We start from the raw sequence: 18,277 nt of genomic DNA, 5'->3' as shown, positions 1-18,277 counted from the left end.
AGAAGCGTCAGGCCCTTCTCCGTCTCAGGCCTTCCAAGGTCAGTCCGCCAGCGCAGCGATGATGCGCGCCCACGAGCGGATACCCTTGTGGAAGGAGCGAAGGTCGTATTTTTCGTTCGGCGAGTGGATGCGGTTGTCGCTGAGGCCGAACCCGACGAGCAGCGATTCCATGCCCAGCGTCTTCTGGAAATCGCCGACGATCGGGATCGATCCTCCGACGCCGACAACCAAGGCCGGCTTCGGCCACTCCTCGGAAAGCGCCGTCTTGGCCTTGGTGAGCACCGGTGAATCGTAACCGAGCTGGATTGCCGGCGAGCCGCCATGCGTCAGGAATTCCACCGAGCAATCAGCCGGGATCTTCGAGCGCACATAGGCGCGAAAACTCTCTCGGATCTTTTCTGGATCCTGGCCTCCGACGAGACGGCAGGACACTTTGGCCGAGGCCTTCGACGCGATGACGGTCTTGAAGCCCTGGCCTTCGTAGCCGCCGCTGATGCCGTTGAACTCGCAGGTCGGCCGCGCCCAGAGCAGTTCGAGCAGCGAACGGCCCTTTTCACCGGCCAGTTCCGACAGGCCCACTTCCCCAAGAAAGTCGTCGCGACCGCTGACCAGGCTTTCCCAGGCCGCCTTGATGTTGGATGGTGTCTCCTCGACGCCGTCGTAAAAACCTTCGAGCGTCACGCGGCCGGTATCGTCATGCAGCCCGGCGAGGATTTTCGACAGGATCTGGATCGGGTTTGCGGCAGCGCCGCCGTACATGCCGGAATGAAGGTCGCGGTTGGCGGCGGTGACGATGATTTCCTCGCCGACCAGACCACGCAGCGACGCGGTGATCGCCGGCGTATCCGCATCCCACATCCCGGTATCGCAGACGAGGGCGTAATCGGCCTTCAGCTCGGCGGCATTGGCGTCGAGGAAGGGTTTGAGCGACGGCGAGCCGGATTCTTCCTCGCCTTCGAAGAGGATGGTGACGCGCACCGGCAGCGAGCCATGCACGTCCTTGTAGGCCCGGCAGGCTTCGACGAAGGTCATCAGCTGTCCCTTGTCGTCGGCGACGCCGCGGCCCGTCACCACCTTGCGGCCGGCACCGAGATCCTTGAGCTTGGGGTCGAAGGGGTCGTCCTCCCAGAGATCGATCGGATCGACCGGCTGGACGTCGTAATGACCATAGAACAGCACATGCGGCGCATCGGCGCGGGCGCCCGGGTGGTGGCCGACGACCATCGGATGACCGGTCGTATCGCGAACCGACGCCTCGAAGCCGAGATCCTTCAGTTCGGCCACCAGCCACTCGGCAGCCTCGCGGCAATCGGATTTGAAGGCGGGGTCGGTGGAGATCGACTTGATGCGGACGAGGCCGAACAGGCGCTCGAGGCTTGCGGGAAGGTTCTGGTCGGCGCGGTCGAGGACGGAGGAAAGATCGGTCATGGGAATCCTGTCTTTGAAATGCGAGACCTCGAGCCCAGGAGGCAAGAAGCGGTCCATCGTTTCGAATGCCCGACCTTGTTAGCAAGTCAGGGGCAGAGGAGACAATGGCAAAGACGCCAACGCCGCTGGCTTAGATTTTGCGTGCGTTCTCGACGATCATCCGCATGTATTCGATCATCAGTTCACGCTCGAAACGACGAAAGCCCGAGAACAGGGCAGCATCCGCTTCCGAGGCCGCTTCCACGGCCTGGACTTCCAGCTCGCGGCCGAGCGGGGTGAGCGTGATGATCTGCGCCCGGCGATCGTTCGGATGGGGGGTGCGCTGGATGAGGCCGTCCCGTTCCATGCGGGCCAGCGTGTTGGCAAGCGTCGCCTGCTCGACCTCCAGCTTGTCGAGGAGCTGCTTCTGCGTGAGACCGTCTTCCTGCCAGAGTTCGAGCAGGACGGGAAACTGGCCGGGAGAAAAGCCAAGCACCATGGCCCGCTTCTGCAACGAGCGCGCAAAGCCTTTGGCGAGTTGGCCCGCCAGGTATGTCGCCGAATGCGAGCGGTCGAATCCCATGGCTGGTCTTCATCCCTCCCTGAACGAGCCCGTTTGCGAGCAATATCTGCCAGATATATCGCACGCCATGCTTTCGCCAAGCCTGTGCGAAGACGGGGGAAATGACAAGTCTTTCCTGCGAAAGGGCAATAAAAAACCGCCACGGCAGGGAGGGGACAGCCGTGGCGGTTCTGATGGAAGGACAAAGGCCCGGAGAGGGGGATAGGCCTTTGTCCGGTCTGGTTCGGCGGGGGACAGGCCGGCTGCCAGACTGCGGCGTGATCAATCGCCGGTGACTAGAAAATGTGGGGCCGAACCGGGCTTTTCAAGAGAAAGGCATGTTACAAATCGGTAACGTTCCGGTGAGGGCGGGAGGCTTCGCGGCGGCGAAGTTTTCATGGACGGATCAAATGCCCCACGCTATTCCTTGCGCCATGAAAAAAGGCGATCATCTTTTCCTTATCGACGGTTCCGGCTTCATTTTCCGCGCCTTCCACGCGTTGCCGCCGCTCACCCGCAAATCCGACGGCCTGCCGGTCGGCGCCGTATCCGGCTTCTGCAACATGCTGTGGAAGCTGTTGACCGATGCGCGCGACACTTCGGTCGGCGTGACGCCCAGCCATTTCGCCGTCATTTTCGACTATTCCGCCAAAACCTTCCGCAAGGACCTATACGACGCCTACAAGGCGAACCGTTCGGCGCCGCCGGAAGAACTGATCCCGCAGTTCGGCCTGATCCGCCAGGCGACCCGCGCATTCAACCTGCCCTGCATCGAGACCGAAGGTTTCGAGGCGGACGACATCATCGCCACCTACGCCCGCCAGGCCGAGGCGACCGGTGCCGATGTGACCATCGTCTCGTCGGACAAGGACCTGATGCAGCTCGTGACGCCGAACGTCCACATGTACGACAGCATGAAGGACAAGCAGATCGGCATTCCCGATGTCATCGAGAAATGGGGCGTGCCGCCGGAGAAGATGATCGACCTGCAGGCGATGGTCGGCGATTCGGTCGACAACGTGCCGGGCATTCCGGGCATCGGCCCGAAGACGGCAGCCCAGCTTCTCGAAGAATTCGGCGATCTCGACACGCTGCTTGCCCGCGCCGGCGAGATCAAGCAGGTGAAGCGCCGCGAGAACATCGTCGCCAATGCCGATCTGGCCCGCCTGTCGCGCCGGCTCGTCTCGCTTCGGCTCGACGTGCCCCTGGACCTCGATCTCGACGCGCTGGTACTGGAGCCGCAGGACGGCCCGAAACTGGTCGCCTTCCTGAAGACCATGGAATTCGGCACGCTGACGCGCCGCGTCGCCGCCGCCTGCAACTGCGATGCCGATGCCATCGAACCCGCCGTCGTGAATGTCGAATGGGGCCAGGCCGCCCGCGGCCCGGACCTCGATGCCGGTGGTTCGGCAACGGTTGATACCGGCGAGGCGGCGGCCGAAGCGCCTGCCAATCCGGCCAAGGCACCGGTCGCCAAGGGCACCGGAGAAGCCACGCCTTCGGAATTTGCCAAGACCCGCATCGAAGCCTTTGCCAATGCCAAGCTCGATCCGAGCTGCTACGTGACCATTCGCGATGTCGAAGTCCTGGACGACTGGATCAAGGCCGCGCGGGAAACCGGACTCGTCGCCTTCGATACGGAAACCACGTCGCTCGATCCGATGCAGGCGGAACTGGTCGGCTTTTCTCTGGCGCTTGCCGACAATACGGCCAACCCCTCAGGTCTGGAAGTCCGTGCGGCCTATGTGCCGCTGATCCACAAGACCGGGGTCGGCGATCTGCTCGGCGGGGGGCTTGCCGAAAACCAGATCCCGACCCGGGAGGCGCTGGCGCGCCTGAAGCCGCTGCTGGAGGACCCGTCGGTCCTGAAAGTGGCGCAGAACCTGAAATATGACTACCTCGTAATGAAGCGCCACGGCATCACCGTCGAGAGTTATGACGACACGATGCTGATGTCCTATGTGCTGGAAGCCGGCAAGGCGAGCCACGGCATGGACGCTCTGTCGGAGCGCTGGCTGAACCACAAGCCGATCACCTTCAAGGAGGTTGCCGGCAGCGGCAAGGCCGGCGTGACCTTCGATTTCGTCGATATCGACAAGGCAACCGCCTATGCGGCGGAAGACGCCGACGTGACGCTGCGCCTGTGGATGGTGTTGAAACCGCAGCTGGCGGCCGCGGGGCTGACGCGCATCTATGAGCGGCTGGAGCGGCCGCTGGTCTCGGTGCTTGCCCGCATGGAAGAGCGCGGCATCACCATCGACCGGCAGATCCTGTCCAGGCTTTCGGGAGAGCTTGCCCAGCGGGCCGCCGCCTTCGAAGACGAGATCTACGAGCTGGCGGGGGAAAGGTTCACCATCGGTTCGCCGAAACAGCTCGGCGACATCCTGTTCGGCAAGATGGGCCTGCCGGGCGGCGCCAAGACCAAGACCGGCCAATGGTCGACCTCGGCCAGCGTACTGGAAGATCTGGCTGCCGAAGGCCATCCCCTGCCGCGCAAGATCGTCGACTGGCGCCAGCTGACCAAATTGAAATCCACCTATACCGATGCGTTGCCGGGTTACGTCCATCCCGAGACCAAGCGGGTGCACACCTCCTATGCGCTGGCCTCGACAACGACCGGCCGCCTGTCCTCCTCCGAGCCGAACCTGCAGAACATTCCGGTGCGTACCGCGGAAGGCCGCAAGATCCGCACCGCCTTCATCTCGACGCCCGGCCACAAGCTGGTCTCGGCAGATTACAGCCAGATCGAGCTGCGCGTGCTGGCCCATGTGGCCGACATTCCACAGCTGCGCCAGGCCTTTGCTGATGGGATCGACATTCATGCGATGACGGCTTCGGAAATGTTCGGCGTGCCGGTCGAAGGCATGCCGAGCGAAGTGCGCCGCCGCGCCAAGGCGATCAACTTCGGCATCATCTACGGCATTTCCGCCTTCGGGCTGGCCAACCAGCTGTCGATCGAGCGCTCCGAAGCGGGCGACTACATCAAGAAGTATTTCGAGCGCTTCCCGGGCATCCGGGACTACATGGAAAGCACCAAGACCTTCGCGCGCGAGAACGGCTACGTCGAGACGATCTTCGGTCGCAGGGCGCATTATCCGGAGATCAAGTCCTCCAACCCTTCGGTGCGCGCCTTCAACGAACGTGCGTCGATCAATGCGCCGATCCAGGGCTCGGCCGCCGACATCATCCGCCGCGCGATGGCGAAGATGGAGCCGGCGCTGGAAACGGCCGGACTGAACGGAAGAGCCCGCATGCTGCTTCAGGTGCATGACGAACTGATCTTCGAGGTCGAGGACGAAGCGATCGACAAGTCCTTGCCGGTGATCATGTCGACCATGGAACACGCGGCCATGCCGGCGATCTCGATGCGGGTGCCGCTGAAGGTCGATGCCCGCGCCGCCAGCAATTGGGATGAGGCGCATTGAGCCTAAGGCTCAGTGTTCCCGCGGATAAAGAGACAGAAGCGCAGTCGAAAGCAGCTCGTCGGCATAGGCGCAGGCGGTAAGCCGCGCATCGTCATGCATGTTCATTTCGTGGCAACGCTGGCGAACGGTCTCGAGAATGAGGTTGCTGATCCCGCGGGCATGTTCGACATCCGCGTTCTCTGACGTGTCCATGGCAAGCGCCAATGCCGTCATGGAGACGATTTCCAGAACAACCATGCGCGCTTCCAGATCGGTGGCGGTTGCCTCATCGGGATGTTGCCCTTCGCGCGGCTTGCTCTGGCCCATGATTTTTCCTTTCTTTATAAGAAAAGGCACATAGAGCCGGTTCAGGGACTTTAAAGGACGATCGAACGTTTTTCGCTAACCAACCGGACGGTTCGCAAAGCAACCGTTGAGGACGCCGACCAAGGCCCTGCCGGCATCTTCGAGCGATCCGCTATTGTCGATCGTCACCACCTGGTAGTCGCCGGTCACGGTAAGCGAGCTGCGTTCGAGACGCCGAAGTATCTCCTCGCGCGTTTCCCGTCCACGCGCTTCGAGCCGGGCCGCGAGCACGTCCAGGCTGGCGGTGATGTTGATGACCACGAGCGAGGGATAGGCATCCTTGAACCGGGCAAGCGCGGAACGCGAGCCGTTGGCGACGACCAGCCGGCCTTTCGCCATGGCCTCTTTCGTCTCGACGGGAATGCCGTATCGCAGACCGTGGGCGCCCCAGGAGACCGCAAAACGGCCGGCCTGTTCCAGAGCCTCGAATTCCGCTTCGGAAACGCCGTCATGGTCTTCACCGCCTGCGGCGGCGTTGCGGGTTATGACGCGTCGTACGAAGACGACGTCATCGCGGCCCTCGAAGAACCGGGCGGCATAGGCCATCAGCGTGTCCTTGCCGGCCCCGCTCGGGCCGACGACCGCGACCATGCAGCCGCTTCGCTCCCGTTCCGTTGCTGTCGGCTTGACGTCCATCAGGCGACCCGCCGGCCTTCCCGCCAGACGGCGCGGGAGACGGGAACCCCCTCCTCGTGATGGACGCGGACGATATCGGCACGCAGGCCGGTCGCGATCCGGCCCCGGTCGTCGAGGCTGACGGTGCGGGCAGGGGTCGATGTCACCATGGCGAGCGCCTTCGGCAGCGAGATGCTCTCCACCTCCGAGGCAAGCACAAAGGGGGCATGCAGCAGGCTGAGCGGCACGTAATCGGAGGAGAGCACGTCGAGCACGCCGCGCTCGGCAAGGTCGCGAGCGGCGATATTGCCGGAATGCGACTTGCCGCGAACAATGTTCGGGGCACCCATCAGCACGCTCATTCCCGCTTCGTGCGAAGCCTTTGCCGCATCGAAACTGGTCGGGAATTCCGCCAGCCGAACGCCGTTGTCGATCGCTTCGCCCACATGGGAAAGCGTCGCGTCGTCATGGCTTGCGACCGTAATGCCACGCTCGGCGCAGACCTTCGAGATCGCAACGCGGTGCGGTGTTGCGTTACGTGCCGATTCTTCCTGGCGTTTGGCCACGAAAGCGGCGAATGCCTCGTCGCTGAGGCCGCGCTTCTTCTGGTAGTAGAGCGTGTACTGATCCATCGTCTGGAATTGCCGCTGGCCGGGGGCGTGATCCATCAGCGAGACGAGCCGGACATGCGGGTCGTTCTCGAAATCGACGAAATGCTCCATGCAATTGTCCGCCGAGACTTCGCAACGCAGGTGCAGGAAATGTTCGGAGCGCAGGCGGCCATAGGCGCCGGCGGCGGCAATCGCGTCCGCCATGGCGCGCATTTCGCCATGGGCAAAGCCGCCGTCCTCGTCGGCACCCATGCGCAGGCAGTCGAAGACGGTGGTGATGCCGGAGGTGGCAATCTGTGCGTCATGGGCCTGGATCGCCGCCGTGGTGTTCCAGCGCACGCCCGGCCGCGGCGAATAATGCTGTTCCAGATGGTCGGTATGAAGTTCGACTAGTCCGGGGATCAGGTAGTCGCCCTCGAAATCCTCGCCGCTATGGACATTGCCTTCTGAGATATCGGTGATCTTGCCGTTCCGGATCTGGACGGAACCGGAGATCACGCTGTCCTCGAGCACGATGCGGGCATTGGTAAGCACGAGTTCGGCGGTCATGATGCAGTCTTTCTGTTTTCGAAGGCGGACGCTAGGGGAAGCCAGCGATGGGCGATGAAGGGTGCGCCGCGCTCGGGCTCCACGAAGATGGCGAGCCCATCGACGGTCAGCGGGGTGTTGGCGAAATCGGCAAAGCGGCGGTCGAGCTCGCGGCGCATGATGGGCGCATGCTCGGGCGGAACCTGGCCGGTCAATGTCATGTGGAAGCGGAACTCGTCCATGACATAGGGATAACCCCAGCGGTCGAGATTGGCGCGCTGGGCCGAGCTTAGCATATCAGGTTTACGCCGCGCGATATCGGCCTCCGACAGCGGCGCGCGAAAAGGTTCGAACTCTTCGACGACGCGTCCGGCGTAATGCTGGAGCTCGGGGTAAATCGTATCCGGCACCAGCGCGAAGAACCGCCCGAGCTGGCCGACGATGACGTTCGGGATGTCGAAGACCGGCGTCTCTGCGGCAAACCGGTCGGCGGCCCTGATCAACTCGGCTTCTGTCCGGTCCGGATGCAGCTCGAACGGTGCCTTGAGCGTCGCGTGAAAGGCATAGCGCCGCGGATCGGCGGTCAGTTCATGGACGGTGTCGGGGGACAGGCCTTCGACATCGGGCGTCGGAAACGTCTCGGCTGTAAAGGCGTCACGGCCGAGCCAACGCGCTGCCGCTTTCGTCAGCGGATGGTTTTCGGCGGGCGAAAAATAGAGAGCGTAGCGCAAGACGGGATTCCGGAATCAGGAGAAGGCCGGCCGACTTTACCTGTGCGCCGGCCCGCGAAACAGGACCCCCGGCTAAAAGATTTCCATGACAGAATGATGATAATCCGGCCTGTCAGTGGCCCTTTTTGCCCATGACGCGGGAACGCAGCGCGTTGGAGAGATTGTCGAAGACGAAGACCACCAGGAGGATCAGCAGGACCATGTAGGCAACCTTGTCCCAATCGGCATTGGTCTTCATGGATTCGAGCAGCTTGAGGCCGATACCGCCCGCGCCGACAGCGCCGATCGCGGTTGCCGAACGGGTGTTGGACTCCCAGAAATACAGCGATTGCGAGATGAAGATCGGCAGGACCTGCGGCACCACGCCGTAGCGCTGCACGATGACCGGCGCGGCACCCACCGACTTGACGCCCTCGCGCTGCTTGTCGTCGACATTTTCCAGTGCCTCCGAATAGACCTTGCCGAGCGCACCGGTATCCGTGAAGAAGATGGCGGCGATCCCCGGAAGCGGCCCTGGCCCGAAGGCGCGGGTGAAGAACAGGGCCCAGATCAGCATGTCGATCGAGCGCAGGAAGTCGAAGAAGCGCTTCATCCCCCAGTTCATCGGCCGGTTCGTGGTGATATTGCGCGCCGCAACGAAGGCAAGCGGGAAGGCGATGAGCGTGGCAAACAGCGTGCCCACGAAGGCCATGACCAGCGTCTGCATCAGCTTGGAGAGAATGTCGCCATGCTGCCAGCTGCTATTGTTCAAGAAGTTGTCGAGCGCCAGCGAGGCATTGGACTGGCTCGGGTCGAGCCGCTCGCCGAAAAGCGTCAGCCCGGCCACGCTGGTGAGGCTGCGGCCCCAGAACGGCGATTGCGTGTCGAAGAAGAAATTTGCCCAGCCGAGGAAACGCCGCTGCACATAGACTTGGTTGTTGCGGATCTCCGCCTGGCCGGCAAAGCCGAAACGCACGCTGACCTTGTTGTCGTCCTGCACCATCCGCGCCGGCGCACCGGCCGGCAGGATAGCTCGGTCCCCTCTGATCGCTACGGGATAGAGCTTGCCGTCGATATAGACGTCGACCTGGCTCGGGGTCACGTCGAGCCGGTCGTCGCTACCGAAGATCACCGTGTAACCGCCGTTCGAGGTCGGCTTCAGCCAGTCGATCGCCGCACCGTCAGGATATTGCCCGCGGCTCGTCCATTGCGGCACGACCTGACCGTTCTGGAAACGCAGGCGAGGCTGCGCGCGCCATGAATACCAGTCCTGGAGGTAGATCGCCGCGCGATCCCAGTTGCCGTTGACGAAGGTCGGGATGACGTTGAAGAAGGAAAAGCAGAAGGCGAGATAGACGAGGACCGCGACGGCCGCGACCGCCAGGCCCCAGCGCTGCATGAAGCTGCGGTGAAAGACTTCCGGATAGGCGGCGAGCAGGCGTTCGCGATCGGCGGCATTGACGGCAAGATTGGACATCAGGCAGCTCCCCGACCGAATTCGAACGATTGCTTGCCGATCAGCCGGCGGCGCAGCCAGGCAGAGAACTGGTCGACGCAGATGACGGTGACCAGCAGGAGGATGATGATCGCATAGGTCTTGGCGGCGTGGTCGCGGCCGATCGACAGGCTGAACACCTCCCCGATGCCGCCGCCGCCCACGGCGCCGATAATGGTCGAGGCGCGCACGTTGATCTCGGTGCGCAGCAGCGTGTAGGAGACGAAATTGGGCAGGACCTGCGGCAGGATCGCGAAGCGCACGCGCTCCAGCCAGCTGGCGCCAGAGGCGCGCAGGCCCTCGTCCGGCTTCATGTCGGCATTCTCGACCACTTCGAAGAACAGCTTTCCGAGCGCCCCTATGGTGTGGATCGACACGGCGATGATCGCTGCGATCGGACCGATCGACAGGATCGCGGCCAGCAGGCCGGCGACGACGATCTCCGGAAAGGCGCGCAGGATTTCCATGATGCGCCGAACCACCCAGCGCGTGAGACCGGCGCCGACGAGATTGGTGGAGGCGAAGAAGCAGAGAAGGAAAGCACCTGTGGCGCCGAGAATGGTCGAAACGATGGCGATATTGATGGTGATCGCCAACTGGTAGAAGAAGTTCGGAATATAGAAACTGTCGGTGATCCAGATACGGTCGCTCGTATAGTCGAACTTGATCGATCCGTCCGCATAGGGCGATGGCAGGTCGAACATGGCGCGGAAGATCTCCAGCGGACTGTTCGGCACGAAGCTCTTCAGGAAATCGAAGAAATAGGGAAGGCGTTCGAAGAACTTGCCGGAATTGGCCTCGTTGGCGAAATCCAGCGACGCAGCGAGCACGATCAGGAAAACGACGATGGATACGACGGTATAGATCCGCCGGGTCCGCACCTGTTGCTGATAATGGTCGAGGATGGTGCGGGAGCTTTCCTGCAGCCCGCTGAACTGGGCGGGTCCGGTCGCATGCGCCATTCTGGGTATCCTTGTTGAACGAGCGGCGGCATCGTTATGATGCCGCCGCAGGAACATTGATCAGACGTTGGATCAGCCGCCGATGACAGCCTTACGAGCGTCGATAATGGTCTGGTAGAACTTCTGGTCGACCGGCGACCAGTCGACGTAACCGCCGCCCGTGAAGCTCTCGAAGCAAGACTTGTCCTTCTTCGGCAGCTCGGCGAAGAAGGCGGTCACCTTCTTCTTCATGTCGTCCGAAAGCTTGTTGGACACCATCAGCGGGCCGTTCGGGATGAGCGGCGACTTCCAGACCTGGACGATGTCGTCCATGTCGAGCAGGCCCTTGGAGACCATGATGTGCAGGTTGCCGGACGAGTAGCCCTGTGCCCAGTCGCCGACGGCCGAGCCGAAGGTGGTGCCGACGTCGAACTTCTTGTCGAGAACGCCGAGAACGAGGTTCTCGTGGCCGCCGCCGAAGCCGGTTTCGGAGAAGTACTGCTTGACCGGCATGCCGACATCCTTCGGCAGGGCGACGTTCGGGACGAGGTAGCCGGAGGTCGAGTCCGGATCGGCGAAGCCGATCTTCTTGCCCTTGGCGTCGGCGAGCGTCTTGATGCCCGAGTCCTTGCGGGCAACCATGATCGAGTAGTAGCCGGTCGAGCCGTCGGCCTGCTTGGTGGTCAGAACCGGGGTAACGGCGTTCGGGTCCTTGATGTAGATCGCTGCGTAGGAAGCAGCGCCCATGACGGCGAGGTCGATCGTGCCGCCGAGCAGGCCCTGGATGACGCCGTTGTAGTTCGGCGACGGGAAGAGCTTGACGTCCGATGCGCCGGTCGCGGCGATCAGGCCCGGCTTGACGCATTCGGTGCGGCGGACCTGGTCGGCTTCGTTTTCGCCGCCGTCGAGGCCGATGCGCAGAACCGGTGCGCTCTGGGCGTGGGCCTGGCCGGCAACGGCTGCGATGGCGATCGTCGCCATCAGGATCTTGCGGAATGCAGACATGGAAGTCTCCTTTGGTGATTGGGGTGGTCAACCCGGAAAGGGCGTCAGTCTTCCGGCCGCGGGGCGCAGCCGGAAACGGGTCAGCGCATGGCGGCGGTTTCGGCCATCATGCCGGATGGGTCGATCGCGACCGCCTCGCCGCGGCGGGCGGGGGCAAGGCTGGTCGATGTCATGGTCTCGTCGATCCCGGCTCCATCCTTGTCGGAACCGTAGATCTCGCGCACCGCATTGGCATTGAGCTCCTGCGGCGGGCCGTCGAAGACGACGCGGCCGCCCGCCATGCCGATGATCCGCTCGCAATAGCTGCGGGCCGTATCGAGCGTGTGCAGATTGGTGATGACCGTGATGCCTTCGCGCTCGTTTATGTCGCGCAGCGCATCCATGACGATCTTGGCGTTGAGCGGATCGAGCGAGGCGATAGGCTCGTCGGCGAGCATCATCTTCGGTGCCTGTACCAGGGCGCGGGCAATCGCGACGCGCTGCTGCTGGCCGCCCGAGAGCGTTCCGGCCGCCTGCAGCGCCGTCTGTTCGATGCCGAGCCGCTCGAGCGCCGCCATCGCCATGACGCGCTCGTCACGACTGAAGATTTTGAGCAGGCTCATCGTCGTCGAACGGTGATTGAGACGGCCGAGCAGTACGTTGGTCATCACGTCGAGGCGCGGGACGAGGTTGAACTGCTGGAAGATCATCGCGCAGTCGCGCTGCCAGTTGCGCAACGCCTGGCCCTTGAGGGAAGAGACCTCGGAGCCGTTGAAGTAGATGGAGCCGGAGCTCGGCTCCTGCAGGCGGTTGATCATGCGCAGCAGGGTCGACTTGCCGGCGCCGGAACGGCCGATGATGCCGACCATCTGGCCCTGGGGAATCTCGACGTTCACGGCGCTCACCGCGATACGATCGCCAAAACGGCGGGTGATGTCCCTCAATTCGAACTTCATGCTCTCTCGCCAATTCAGCTTTTTTCTGAGAGCTCGATAGCGATGGTTGATGAAGTCTGAATGTCGGATTTATGTCGGTTTTATTATATTTCGAAAGCGCCTGCAGCGCTTGCGTTACCTGCTGTGACGCGACACGAATTCTTCGGCCGAAAGTACCCGGAAATCGTCGAGAGCAGCCCTTAGTTTCAGGTGGTCCCAATCCCACCAGGCAAGCCGGTCCATCGCTTCGCCGACTGCTTTCGTGAAACGCTCGCGGATGAGTTTTGCCGGCACGCCGCCGACGATCGTATAGGGCGCCACGTCCTTGGAGACGACCGCGCCGGCGCCGATCACCGCGCCGTTGCCGACGGTGACGCCCGGCAATACGGTGGCGCCATGGCCGATCCACACGTCATGGCCGATGGTGACGCGATGGTCGCGCCGCCATTCGAAGAAGCTCTTTTCGTCTTCGGCGTCGTCCCAGTAGCTGGCGGCGCGATAGGTGAAATGATGCAGCGTCGCCCGCCAGGTTGGGTGGTTGGTGGCGTTGATGCGCACCGAGGCCGCCATGTTGACGAACTTGCCGATCGTCGCACACCAGATCGAGCCATCCTGCATGATGTAGGAATAAGCACCGATCTCGGCCTCGCTGATGCGGCAGCGCTCGGAAACTTCCGTATACGGACCGAGCGTGGAATTGCTGACGTTTGCCGTTTCGTGGATCGCGGGCTCCAACCCAACCTTGACGCTCATGCTGCGACTGCCTTTCGGGGGGAAAACTGCGAGACGTCGAGAACGCGATCAGCCACAGCCTCGCGCACTTCCTCGTCATGGAAAATGCCGAGAAGGGCGACGCCATCGCGTTTTTTGTCCGCGATCATCTCCACGACGACCCGCCGGTTGACCGCGTCGAGCGAAGCGGTCGGCTCATCGAGGAGCAGGATGCGGTGGCTGGTGATGAAACCGCGGGCGATGTTGACCCGCTGCTGTTCGCCACCCGAAAACGTGGCGGGAGGCAGGGTCCAGAGCTCCCGCGGCAGATTGAGCTTGGCCAGAAGCTCGGCCGCCTTGTCGCGCGCTTCCGGCGCTGCGATGCCGCGGGCGACGAGCGGTTCGGCGACCACGTCGAGCGCGGAGACGCGCGGAACGGTGCGCAGGAACTGGCTGACGTAACCGAGCGTATGGCGGCGCACGTCGAGCACGGTGCGCGGATCGGCGCGGGCGATATCGACGAGCCGGTCGTTGTGGTCGACGAGGATTTGCCCGGCATCGACGGCGTAGTTGCCGTAGAGCATTTTCAGGATCGAACTCTTGCCGATGCCCGACGGGCCGCCGAGCACGACGCATTCGCCGCTCGCGACCGAAAAATTCACATCGTTGACGACCGGCAGCTTGATGCCGTCGCGCAGATGCATGGTGAAGCTCTTGAAGACTTCGGAAACGACGAGAGGGGTGGCCATGACTTTATCCTTGTTTGCGCATGGTCTTGTCCGAAAACCGGCGACCACTTTTCGGGACCATGCGCCCCTCAGACCTGAAGAATGGAAGAGACGAGAAGCTGGGTGTAAGGCTCGCGCGGATCGTCGAGCACGCGGTCGGTCAGCCCGTGTTCGATCACATGGCCGTCCTTCATCACCATCATCCGGTGCGACAGGAGGCGGGCGACGGCGAGGTCGTGGGTGACGACGATCGCAGACAGGCCGAGATCGTTGACGAGGCCGCGAACCAGATCGAGCAGGCGGGCCTGAACCGAGACGTCGAGGCCGCCGGTCGGCTCGTCCATGAACACCAGGCGCGGGCCGGTGACGAGGTTGCGGGCGATCTGCAGGCGCTGGCGCATGCCGCCGGAAAAGGCGCGCGGCTGGTCGTCGATGCGGTCGGTGCCGATCTCGACGCGGGTCAGCCAGTCGCTCGCCGTCTCGCGGATCTTGCCGTAATGCCGGTCGCCGACCGCCATCAGCCGCTCGCCGACATTGGCGCCAGCCGAGACCGTCATGCGCAGGCCGTCGGCCGGGTTCTGATGGACGAATCCCCAGTCGGTGCGCATCAGGAAACGGCGCTCGGCCTCGCTCATATGGTAGAGGTCGCGGAAATTGCCGTCGCGCATCCGGTATTCGACGCTGCCGGCGGTCGGCATCAGCCGGGTCGACAGGCAATTGAGCAACGTCGTCTTGCCCGAGCCGGATTCGCCGACGATGGCGAGCACCTCGCCCGGCCACAGGTCGAAGGACACGTCCTTGCAGCCGATCCGGCTGCCATAGAACTTCGAGACGCCGCTGACTTTGAGGAGGGGGGTATCGGTCATTCCGCTGCCTCCTTGGCAGGCGCCAGCATGGCGCCGACATGGCCGTGTTCGCGGCGGTCCTCGCAATTGTCGGTGTCGGAGCAGACGAACATGCGGCCGCCCTTGTCGTCCAGCACCACCTCGTCGAGATAGACGTCCCCGGCGCCGCAGAGCGCGCAGGGTTTGTCGAAGGTCTGGATTTCGAACGGATGATCCTCGAAGTCGAGGCTGACGACATCCGTATAGGGCGGCACGGCGTAGATGCGCTTCTCGCGGCCGGCGCCGAACAGCTGCAGCGCCTCCGACCGATGCATCTTCGGATTATCGAACTTAGGCGTCGGCGACGGGTCCATCACGTAGCGGCCCGCGACCTTGACCGGATAGGCATAGGTCTTCGAGATCCGGCCGTTATGGGCGATATCCTCGTAGAGCTTCACATGCATGAGCCCGTATTCTTCCAGCGCATGCATCTTGCGGGTCTCGGTCTCGCGCGGCTCGAGGAAACGCAAGGGCTCCGGGATAGGCACCTGGTAGACGAGGATCTGGCCCTCGGCGAGCTTGTGCTCGGGAATGCGATGGCGGGTCTGGATGATCGTCGCGTCCTTGGTGTGGGTGGTGACGGCGACATTGGCGACCTTCTGGAAGAAGGCGCGGATCGAGACCGCATTGGTCGTGTCGTCGGCGCCCTGGTCGATCACCTTCAGCACGTCTTCCGGGCCGATGATCGCGGCTGTCACCTGCACGCCGCCGGTGCCCCAGCCGTAGGGCATCGGCATTTCGCGCGACGCGAAGGGCACCTGGTAACCGGGGATGGCGATCGCCTTGAGGATTGCGCGGCGGATCATCCGCTTCGTCTGTTCGTCGAGATAGGCGAAGTTGTAAGTGGCGAGGTCCGTCATTTACGGTTACCTTTGAGCAATTGGGAGGGCAGTTCATGGAATTCAGTGCCGAGACGCTTTCGAGTATCGTGCTCTTCGGCCTTATCGCGCTCGCGCTGCTCTATCGCGCCATCTTTGGACCGGGAAAGGGCAGCAGCAGTTTTGACGGGGATGGCGGCGACGGAGGAGACGGCGGCGACTGAAGGATGTGCGGCGATTTCGGTCATTCCGCCGCCTCCCGCATGTCTTTTCCGCCATTTCTGCTGGCTTCGATATCGGCACGCATCCTGCGAACCAGTGCAAGCTCGGCCTGGAAGTCAACGTAATGCGGCAGTTTCAGGTGCTCGACGAAACCGGTCGCCTGCACGTTGTCCGAATGCGAGATCACGAATTCCTCGTCCTGCGCCGGCGCGGTGATATCCTCGCCGAGCTCTTCGGCCCGCAGGGCGCGATCCACCAGCGACATCGACATCGCCTTGCGCTCGCTCTGACCAAACACCAGGCCGTAACCGCGGGTGAACTGCGGCGGCGCCTTCGACGAACCCTTGAACTGGTTGACCATCTGGCATTCGGTGATCCGGATGCGGCCGAGCGAGACGGCAAAGCCGAGTTCTGCAACTTCGATCTCGACCTCCACTTCCCCGATGCGGACTTCACCGACGAACGGATGGTTGCGGCCGTACCCGCGCTGGGTGGAGTAGCCGAGCGCCAGCAGGAAACCCTCGTCGCCGCGGGCGAGCGCCTGCAGCCGCAGATCCCGGCTCATCGGAAATTCCAGCGGCTCGCGGGTGAGGTCGCCTGCCTGATGATCCTCGGAAAACTCGCCATCGTCCTCGATCAGGCCCTCATGGGCGAGAATGTCCGAGACCCGCATGACGTGCTCCTGCGGCGTGTCGCGGCGTTCCGGCTCGTCCACCGGTTCGTCGGTGAGCAGCGAAGGATCGAGCAGGCGGTGGGTGTAGTCGAATGTAGGTCCGAGAAGCTGGCCGCCCGGCAAATCCTTGTAGGTCGCCGAAATGCGCCGCTCGACCTTCATCGCCGCCGTATCGACCGGAACGGAAGAGCCGAAGCGAGGCAGCGTGGTGCGATAGGCGCGCAGGAGGAAGATCGCCTCGATCATGTCGCCCCGTGACTGGCGGATGGCAAGCGCTGCGAGCGCCCGGTCATAAAGCGAGGCCTCGGCCATCACGCGGTCTACGGCGAGACCAAGCTGCTCGACGATCTGCTCGATGGTGACGGAAGGAAGCGAGCGATCACCCCGACGCCGGTCGGCCAGCAGCCTGTGAGCATTGTTGATGGCGGCCTCGCCACCCTTGACGGCAACATACATGGTTCATTCTCCTGGCCATTGCCGGCATCCCATCAAGATGCGGGAAGGTTTGGTCGTTCGGCCCCAAAACTAAAACGTCAGTCGACCATTCACTGGGTGGCGATGCGTACAGTCCGCGGCAGGCACAACAGGTTCTTGCCGGCAGTCAGGATGACATCGACGCCACGCGGGAAGAGCGCCCGGTTATCGGCCCACAGCCGCAGAAAAACTTCCGGCAAGCCCTTCACCATGACGGTGGTCGCGTGCGGAATGCCAGGACCCGTCAGTGTCAGTGGCAGGCCTTCGCCAAGTGCCGTGATCTCGATCACCAGCGTCGTTGAACGGTCTGGATATTCCTGCGTGCCGGCCGAGAAGAGACCGAACGAGGCAAGCGTCGCGCCGGCCTCTACGAAGGCGAACCGGGCCTCGGCCTTCTCGCGGGTGATCGGCGCACCGGTGTGGAAGCCGATCCACTCGCCGGCGGCCGATTTGAAAAGCCCGGCGCTCAGCCACACCGGCGTTTCATGGTCGCAGAGTGTCACGGCGATCGCCCCGGCGGCTCCTCCTAGCGGCTCCGGCTGGCCGACATCCGGTCCGACGGTACGGATCGTTCCCGGACGGGCCATGCTGTCCATCAGCATGCGGAAAACGTCCTGGGATTCGAAGACCGGTTCTCTAAACCCGCCGGAAAGCGCCTCAGTCTTGATGTTCATCAGTCGTCCCCCCGTACCATGGTGAAGAAATCGACGCGGGTCGCGGCCGTCTCTTCCGCCTTCTGTTTATCTTCCGCTGCGACACGGGCCTCGATCGGACCGAGCAATGTGGCCTCCACGAAATCGCGCGTGCCGTCCTCCTGCCAGAGCGCGTCGAAAATGGCGGCGAGCCGCACATTCGCCTTCGCAGTGCCGAGCGCCTGCGCATGGCCGGCAGTTCCGGATACCAGAAGCACGGTCGCACGCGTCACCGTCGCCTCGCCGAGATTGAAGGGTGCTCCGCCGCCGCCGATGCGACCGCGGACCATCACCAGCCCGGTCTCGGGGCCGCGGACCGGCTTAACCTCCGGTTTGGCTGGAAGCTTGTCCCAGGCGGCATGCAGTTCGTCCGTCGTCGCGCGTGCGAGAAGCCCAGCGGCGCGACGGCGCGCGGCGATTTCCGCATTCGGCTCGATTTGTTTCGCCAGGTCCATTGCCGAGCTCCTAAATGTCTATTGATATAGACAACCATACAAGTTATATGTACTACTAACTT

Annotated in this window: 19 protein-coding genes; 1 reads left to right on the top strand and 18 read right to left on the bottom strand. The window is 63.1% G+C overall.

Going from position 1 to position 18,277, the window contains the following annotated elements:
- Positions 1-39: 39 nt before the first annotated feature.
- Entirely contained in the window at positions 40-1,428 is a 1,389-nt protein-coding gene (locus GQ59_RS08480) for a M20/M25/M40 family metallo-hydrolase (protein ID WP_037080300.1), read from the bottom strand.
- Positions 1,429-1,558: 130 nt separating this feature from the next.
- A complete protein-coding gene (locus GQ59_RS08475) occupies positions 1,559-1,990 on the bottom strand; it encodes a MarR family winged helix-turn-helix transcriptional regulator (RefSeq protein ID WP_037079940.1) in 432 nt (143 codons plus the stop codon).
- A gap of 413 nt (positions 1,991-2,403) precedes the next feature.
- Here GQ59_RS08475 and polA point away from each other — a divergent pair, with 413 nt between their 5' ends.
- Positions 2,404-5,394, top strand: a complete 2,991-nt coding sequence (gene polA, locus GQ59_RS08470) for a DNA polymerase I (protein ID WP_037079937.1) — start codon at positions 2,404-2,406, stop codon at positions 5,392-5,394.
- A 9-nt stretch (positions 5,395-5,403) separates the two neighbouring features.
- On the opposite strand, the gene GQ59_RS08465 is transcribed toward polA, so the two are convergent.
- The 16 genes from GQ59_RS08465 to phnG form a co-directional block, all read right to left on the bottom strand.
- Positions 5,404-5,700 (bottom strand): hypothetical protein, encoded by a 297-nt coding sequence (locus tag GQ59_RS08465; RefSeq protein WP_037079934.1) that lies wholly within the window; start codon positions 5,698-5,700, stop codon positions 5,404-5,406.
- Between the two features lie 75 nt (positions 5,701-5,775).
- Positions 5,776-6,375 (bottom strand): phosphonate metabolism protein/1,5-bisphosphokinase (PRPP-forming) PhnN, encoded by a 600-nt coding sequence (gene phnN, locus GQ59_RS08460; RefSeq protein ID WP_037079931.1) that lies wholly within the window; start codon positions 6,373-6,375, stop codon positions 5,776-5,778.
- Positions 6,375-7,514, bottom strand: coding sequence for an alpha-D-ribose 1-methylphosphonate 5-triphosphate diphosphatase (locus GQ59_RS08455; RefSeq protein ID WP_037079928.1), 1,140 nt, complete (start codon positions 7,512-7,514; stop codon positions 6,375-6,377). Before GQ59_RS08455 ends, phnN begins: the two co-directional genes overlap by 1 nt.
- Positions 7,511-8,224 (bottom strand): DUF1045 domain-containing protein, encoded by a 714-nt coding sequence (locus GQ59_RS08450; protein ID WP_037079925.1) that lies wholly within the window; start codon positions 8,222-8,224, stop codon positions 7,511-7,513. The genes GQ59_RS08455 and GQ59_RS08450 overlap by 4 nt, the downstream gene beginning before the upstream one ends.
- Positions 8,225-8,336: 112 nt before the next feature.
- Positions 8,337-9,680 carry a phosphonate ABC transporter, permease protein PhnE gene (gene phnE / locus GQ59_RS08445; protein ID WP_152564275.1) on the bottom strand — a complete coding sequence of 448 codons (1,344 nt, stop codon included), beginning with the start codon at positions 9,678-9,680 and terminating at the stop codon, positions 8,337-8,339.
- On the bottom strand, positions 9,680-10,660 hold the full coding sequence (phnE, locus tag GQ59_RS08440; RefSeq protein ID WP_037079919.1) for a phosphonate ABC transporter, permease protein PhnE: 981 nt from the start codon (positions 10,658-10,660) through the stop codon (positions 9,680-9,682). The genes phnE (GQ59_RS08445) and phnE (GQ59_RS08440) overlap by 1 nt, the downstream gene beginning before the upstream one ends.
- Positions 10,661-10,732: 72 nt before the next feature.
- Positions 10,733-11,644 carry a phosphonate ABC transporter substrate-binding protein gene (gene phnD, locus GQ59_RS08435; protein ID WP_037079916.1) on the bottom strand — a complete coding sequence of 304 codons (912 nt, stop codon included), beginning with the start codon at positions 11,642-11,644 and terminating at the stop codon, positions 10,733-10,735.
- A gap of 80 nt (positions 11,645-11,724) precedes the next feature.
- A complete protein-coding gene (gene phnC / locus GQ59_RS08430; protein ID WP_037079913.1) occupies positions 11,725-12,579 on the bottom strand; it encodes a phosphonate ABC transporter ATP-binding protein in 855 nt (284 codons plus the stop codon).
- A gap of 114 nt (positions 12,580-12,693) precedes the next feature.
- Positions 12,694-13,311, bottom strand: coding sequence for a DapH/DapD/GlmU-related protein (locus GQ59_RS08425; protein ID WP_037079910.1), 618 nt, complete (start codon positions 13,309-13,311; stop codon positions 12,694-12,696).
- Positions 13,308-14,018 carry a phosphonate C-P lyase system protein PhnL gene (gene phnL / locus GQ59_RS08420; RefSeq protein WP_037079908.1) on the bottom strand — a complete coding sequence of 237 codons (711 nt, stop codon included), beginning with the start codon at positions 14,016-14,018 and terminating at the stop codon, positions 13,308-13,310. The genes GQ59_RS08425 and phnL overlap by 4 nt, the downstream gene beginning before the upstream one ends.
- Before the next feature lie 68 nt (positions 14,019-14,086).
- On the bottom strand, positions 14,087-14,863 hold the full coding sequence (gene phnK, locus GQ59_RS08415) for a phosphonate C-P lyase system protein PhnK (protein WP_037079905.1): 777 nt from the start codon (positions 14,861-14,863) through the stop codon (positions 14,087-14,089).
- Positions 14,860-15,741 (bottom strand): alpha-D-ribose 1-methylphosphonate 5-phosphate C-P-lyase PhnJ, encoded by an 882-nt coding sequence (locus GQ59_RS08410; protein ID WP_037079902.1) that lies wholly within the window; start codon positions 15,739-15,741, stop codon positions 14,860-14,862. Before GQ59_RS08410 ends, phnK begins: the two co-directional genes overlap by 4 nt.
- Positions 15,738-15,947 carry a hypothetical protein gene (locus GQ59_RS31805; protein ID WP_152564274.1) on the bottom strand — a complete coding sequence of 70 codons (210 nt, stop codon included), beginning with the start codon at positions 15,945-15,947 and terminating at the stop codon, positions 15,738-15,740. The genes GQ59_RS08410 and GQ59_RS31805 overlap by 4 nt, the downstream gene beginning before the upstream one ends.
- Positions 15,944-17,050 (bottom strand): carbon-phosphorus lyase complex subunit, encoded by a 1,107-nt coding sequence (locus GQ59_RS08405; protein WP_037079899.1) that lies wholly within the window; start codon positions 17,048-17,050, stop codon positions 15,944-15,946. Before GQ59_RS08405 ends, GQ59_RS31805 begins: the two co-directional genes overlap by 4 nt.
- 89 nt (positions 17,051-17,139) lie before the next feature.
- Positions 17,140-17,742, bottom strand: a complete 603-nt coding sequence (phnH, locus tag GQ59_RS08400) for a phosphonate C-P lyase system protein PhnH (RefSeq protein WP_037079896.1) — start codon at positions 17,740-17,742, stop codon at positions 17,140-17,142.
- On the bottom strand, positions 17,742-18,215 hold the full coding sequence (gene phnG / locus GQ59_RS08395; RefSeq protein WP_037079894.1) for a phosphonate C-P lyase system protein PhnG: 474 nt from the start codon (positions 18,213-18,215) through the stop codon (positions 17,742-17,744). The genes phnH and phnG overlap by 1 nt, the downstream gene beginning before the upstream one ends.
- Positions 18,216-18,277: the final 62 nt, after the last annotated feature.

The organism is Neorhizobium vignae (assembly GCF_000732195.1).
GTDB classification, from domain to species: Bacteria; Pseudomonadota; Alphaproteobacteria; order Rhizobiales; family Rhizobiaceae; genus Neorhizobium; species Neorhizobium vignae.
The sequence above is the reverse complement of the archived record's forward strand: the minus strand, read 5'-3'. Positions and strand labels throughout refer to the sequence as shown.

What these genes read in the sequence shown, in the direction of transcription:
- GQ59_RS08480 (WP_037080300.1), bottom strand. Translation starts at nt 1,428, where the DNA reads ATGACCGATCTTTCCTCCGTCCTCGACCGCGCCGACCAGAACCTTCCC.
- GQ59_RS08475 (WP_037079940.1), bottom strand. Translation starts at nt 1,990, where the DNA reads ATGGGATTCGACCGCTCGCATTCGGCGACATACCTGGCGGGCCAACTC.
- polA (WP_037079937.1), top strand. Translation starts at nt 2,404, where the DNA reads ATGAAAAAAGGCGATCATCTTTTCCTTATCGACGGTTCCGGCTTCATT.
- GQ59_RS08465 (WP_037079934.1), bottom strand. Translation starts at nt 5,700, where the DNA reads ATGGGCCAGAGCAAGCCGCGCGAAGGGCAACATCCCGATGAGGCAACC.
- phnN (WP_037079931.1), bottom strand. Translation starts at nt 6,375, where the DNA reads ATGGACGTCAAGCCGACAGCAACGGAACGGGAGCGAAGCGGCTGCATG.
- GQ59_RS08455 (WP_037079928.1), bottom strand. Translation starts at nt 7,514, where the DNA reads ATGACCGCCGAACTCGTGCTTACCAATGCCCGCATCGTGCTCGAGGAC.
- phnE (WP_152564275.1), bottom strand. Translation starts at nt 9,680, where the DNA reads ATGTCCAATCTTGCCGTCAATGCCGCCGATCGCGAACGCCTGCTCGCC.
- phnE (WP_037079919.1), bottom strand. Translation starts at nt 10,660, where the DNA reads ATGGCGCATGCGACCGGACCCGCCCAGTTCAGCGGGCTGCAGGAAAGC.
- phnD (WP_037079916.1), bottom strand. Translation starts at nt 11,644, where the DNA reads ATGTCTGCATTCCGCAAGATCCTGATGGCGACGATCGCCATCGCAGCC.
- phnC (WP_037079913.1), bottom strand. Translation starts at nt 12,579, where the DNA reads ATGAAGTTCGAATTGAGGGACATCACCCGCCGTTTTGGCGATCGTATC.
- GQ59_RS08425 (WP_037079910.1), bottom strand. Translation starts at nt 13,311, where the DNA reads ATGAGCGTCAAGGTTGGGTTGGAGCCCGCGATCCACGAAACGGCAAAC.
- phnL (WP_037079908.1), bottom strand. Translation starts at nt 14,018, where the DNA reads ATGGCCACCCCTCTCGTCGTTTCCGAAGTCTTCAAGAGCTTCACCATG.
- phnK (WP_037079905.1), bottom strand. Translation starts at nt 14,863, where the DNA reads ATGACCGATACCCCCCTCCTCAAAGTCAGCGGCGTCTCGAAGTTCTAT.
- GQ59_RS08410 (WP_037079902.1), bottom strand. Translation starts at nt 15,741, where the DNA reads ATGACGGACCTCGCCACTTACAACTTCGCCTATCTCGACGAACAGACG.
- GQ59_RS31805 (WP_152564274.1), bottom strand. Translation starts at nt 15,947, where the DNA reads ATGACCGAAATCGCCGCACATCCTTCAGTCGCCGCCGTCTCCTCCGTC.
- GQ59_RS08405 (WP_037079899.1), bottom strand. Translation starts at nt 17,050, where the DNA reads ATGTATGTTGCCGTCAAGGGTGGCGAGGCCGCCATCAACAATGCTCAC.
- phnH (WP_037079896.1), bottom strand. Translation starts at nt 17,742, where the DNA reads ATGAACATCAAGACTGAGGCGCTTTCCGGCGGGTTTAGAGAACCGGTC.
- phnG (WP_037079894.1), bottom strand. Translation starts at nt 18,215, where the DNA reads ATGGACCTGGCGAAACAAATCGAGCCGAATGCGGAAATCGCCGCGCGC.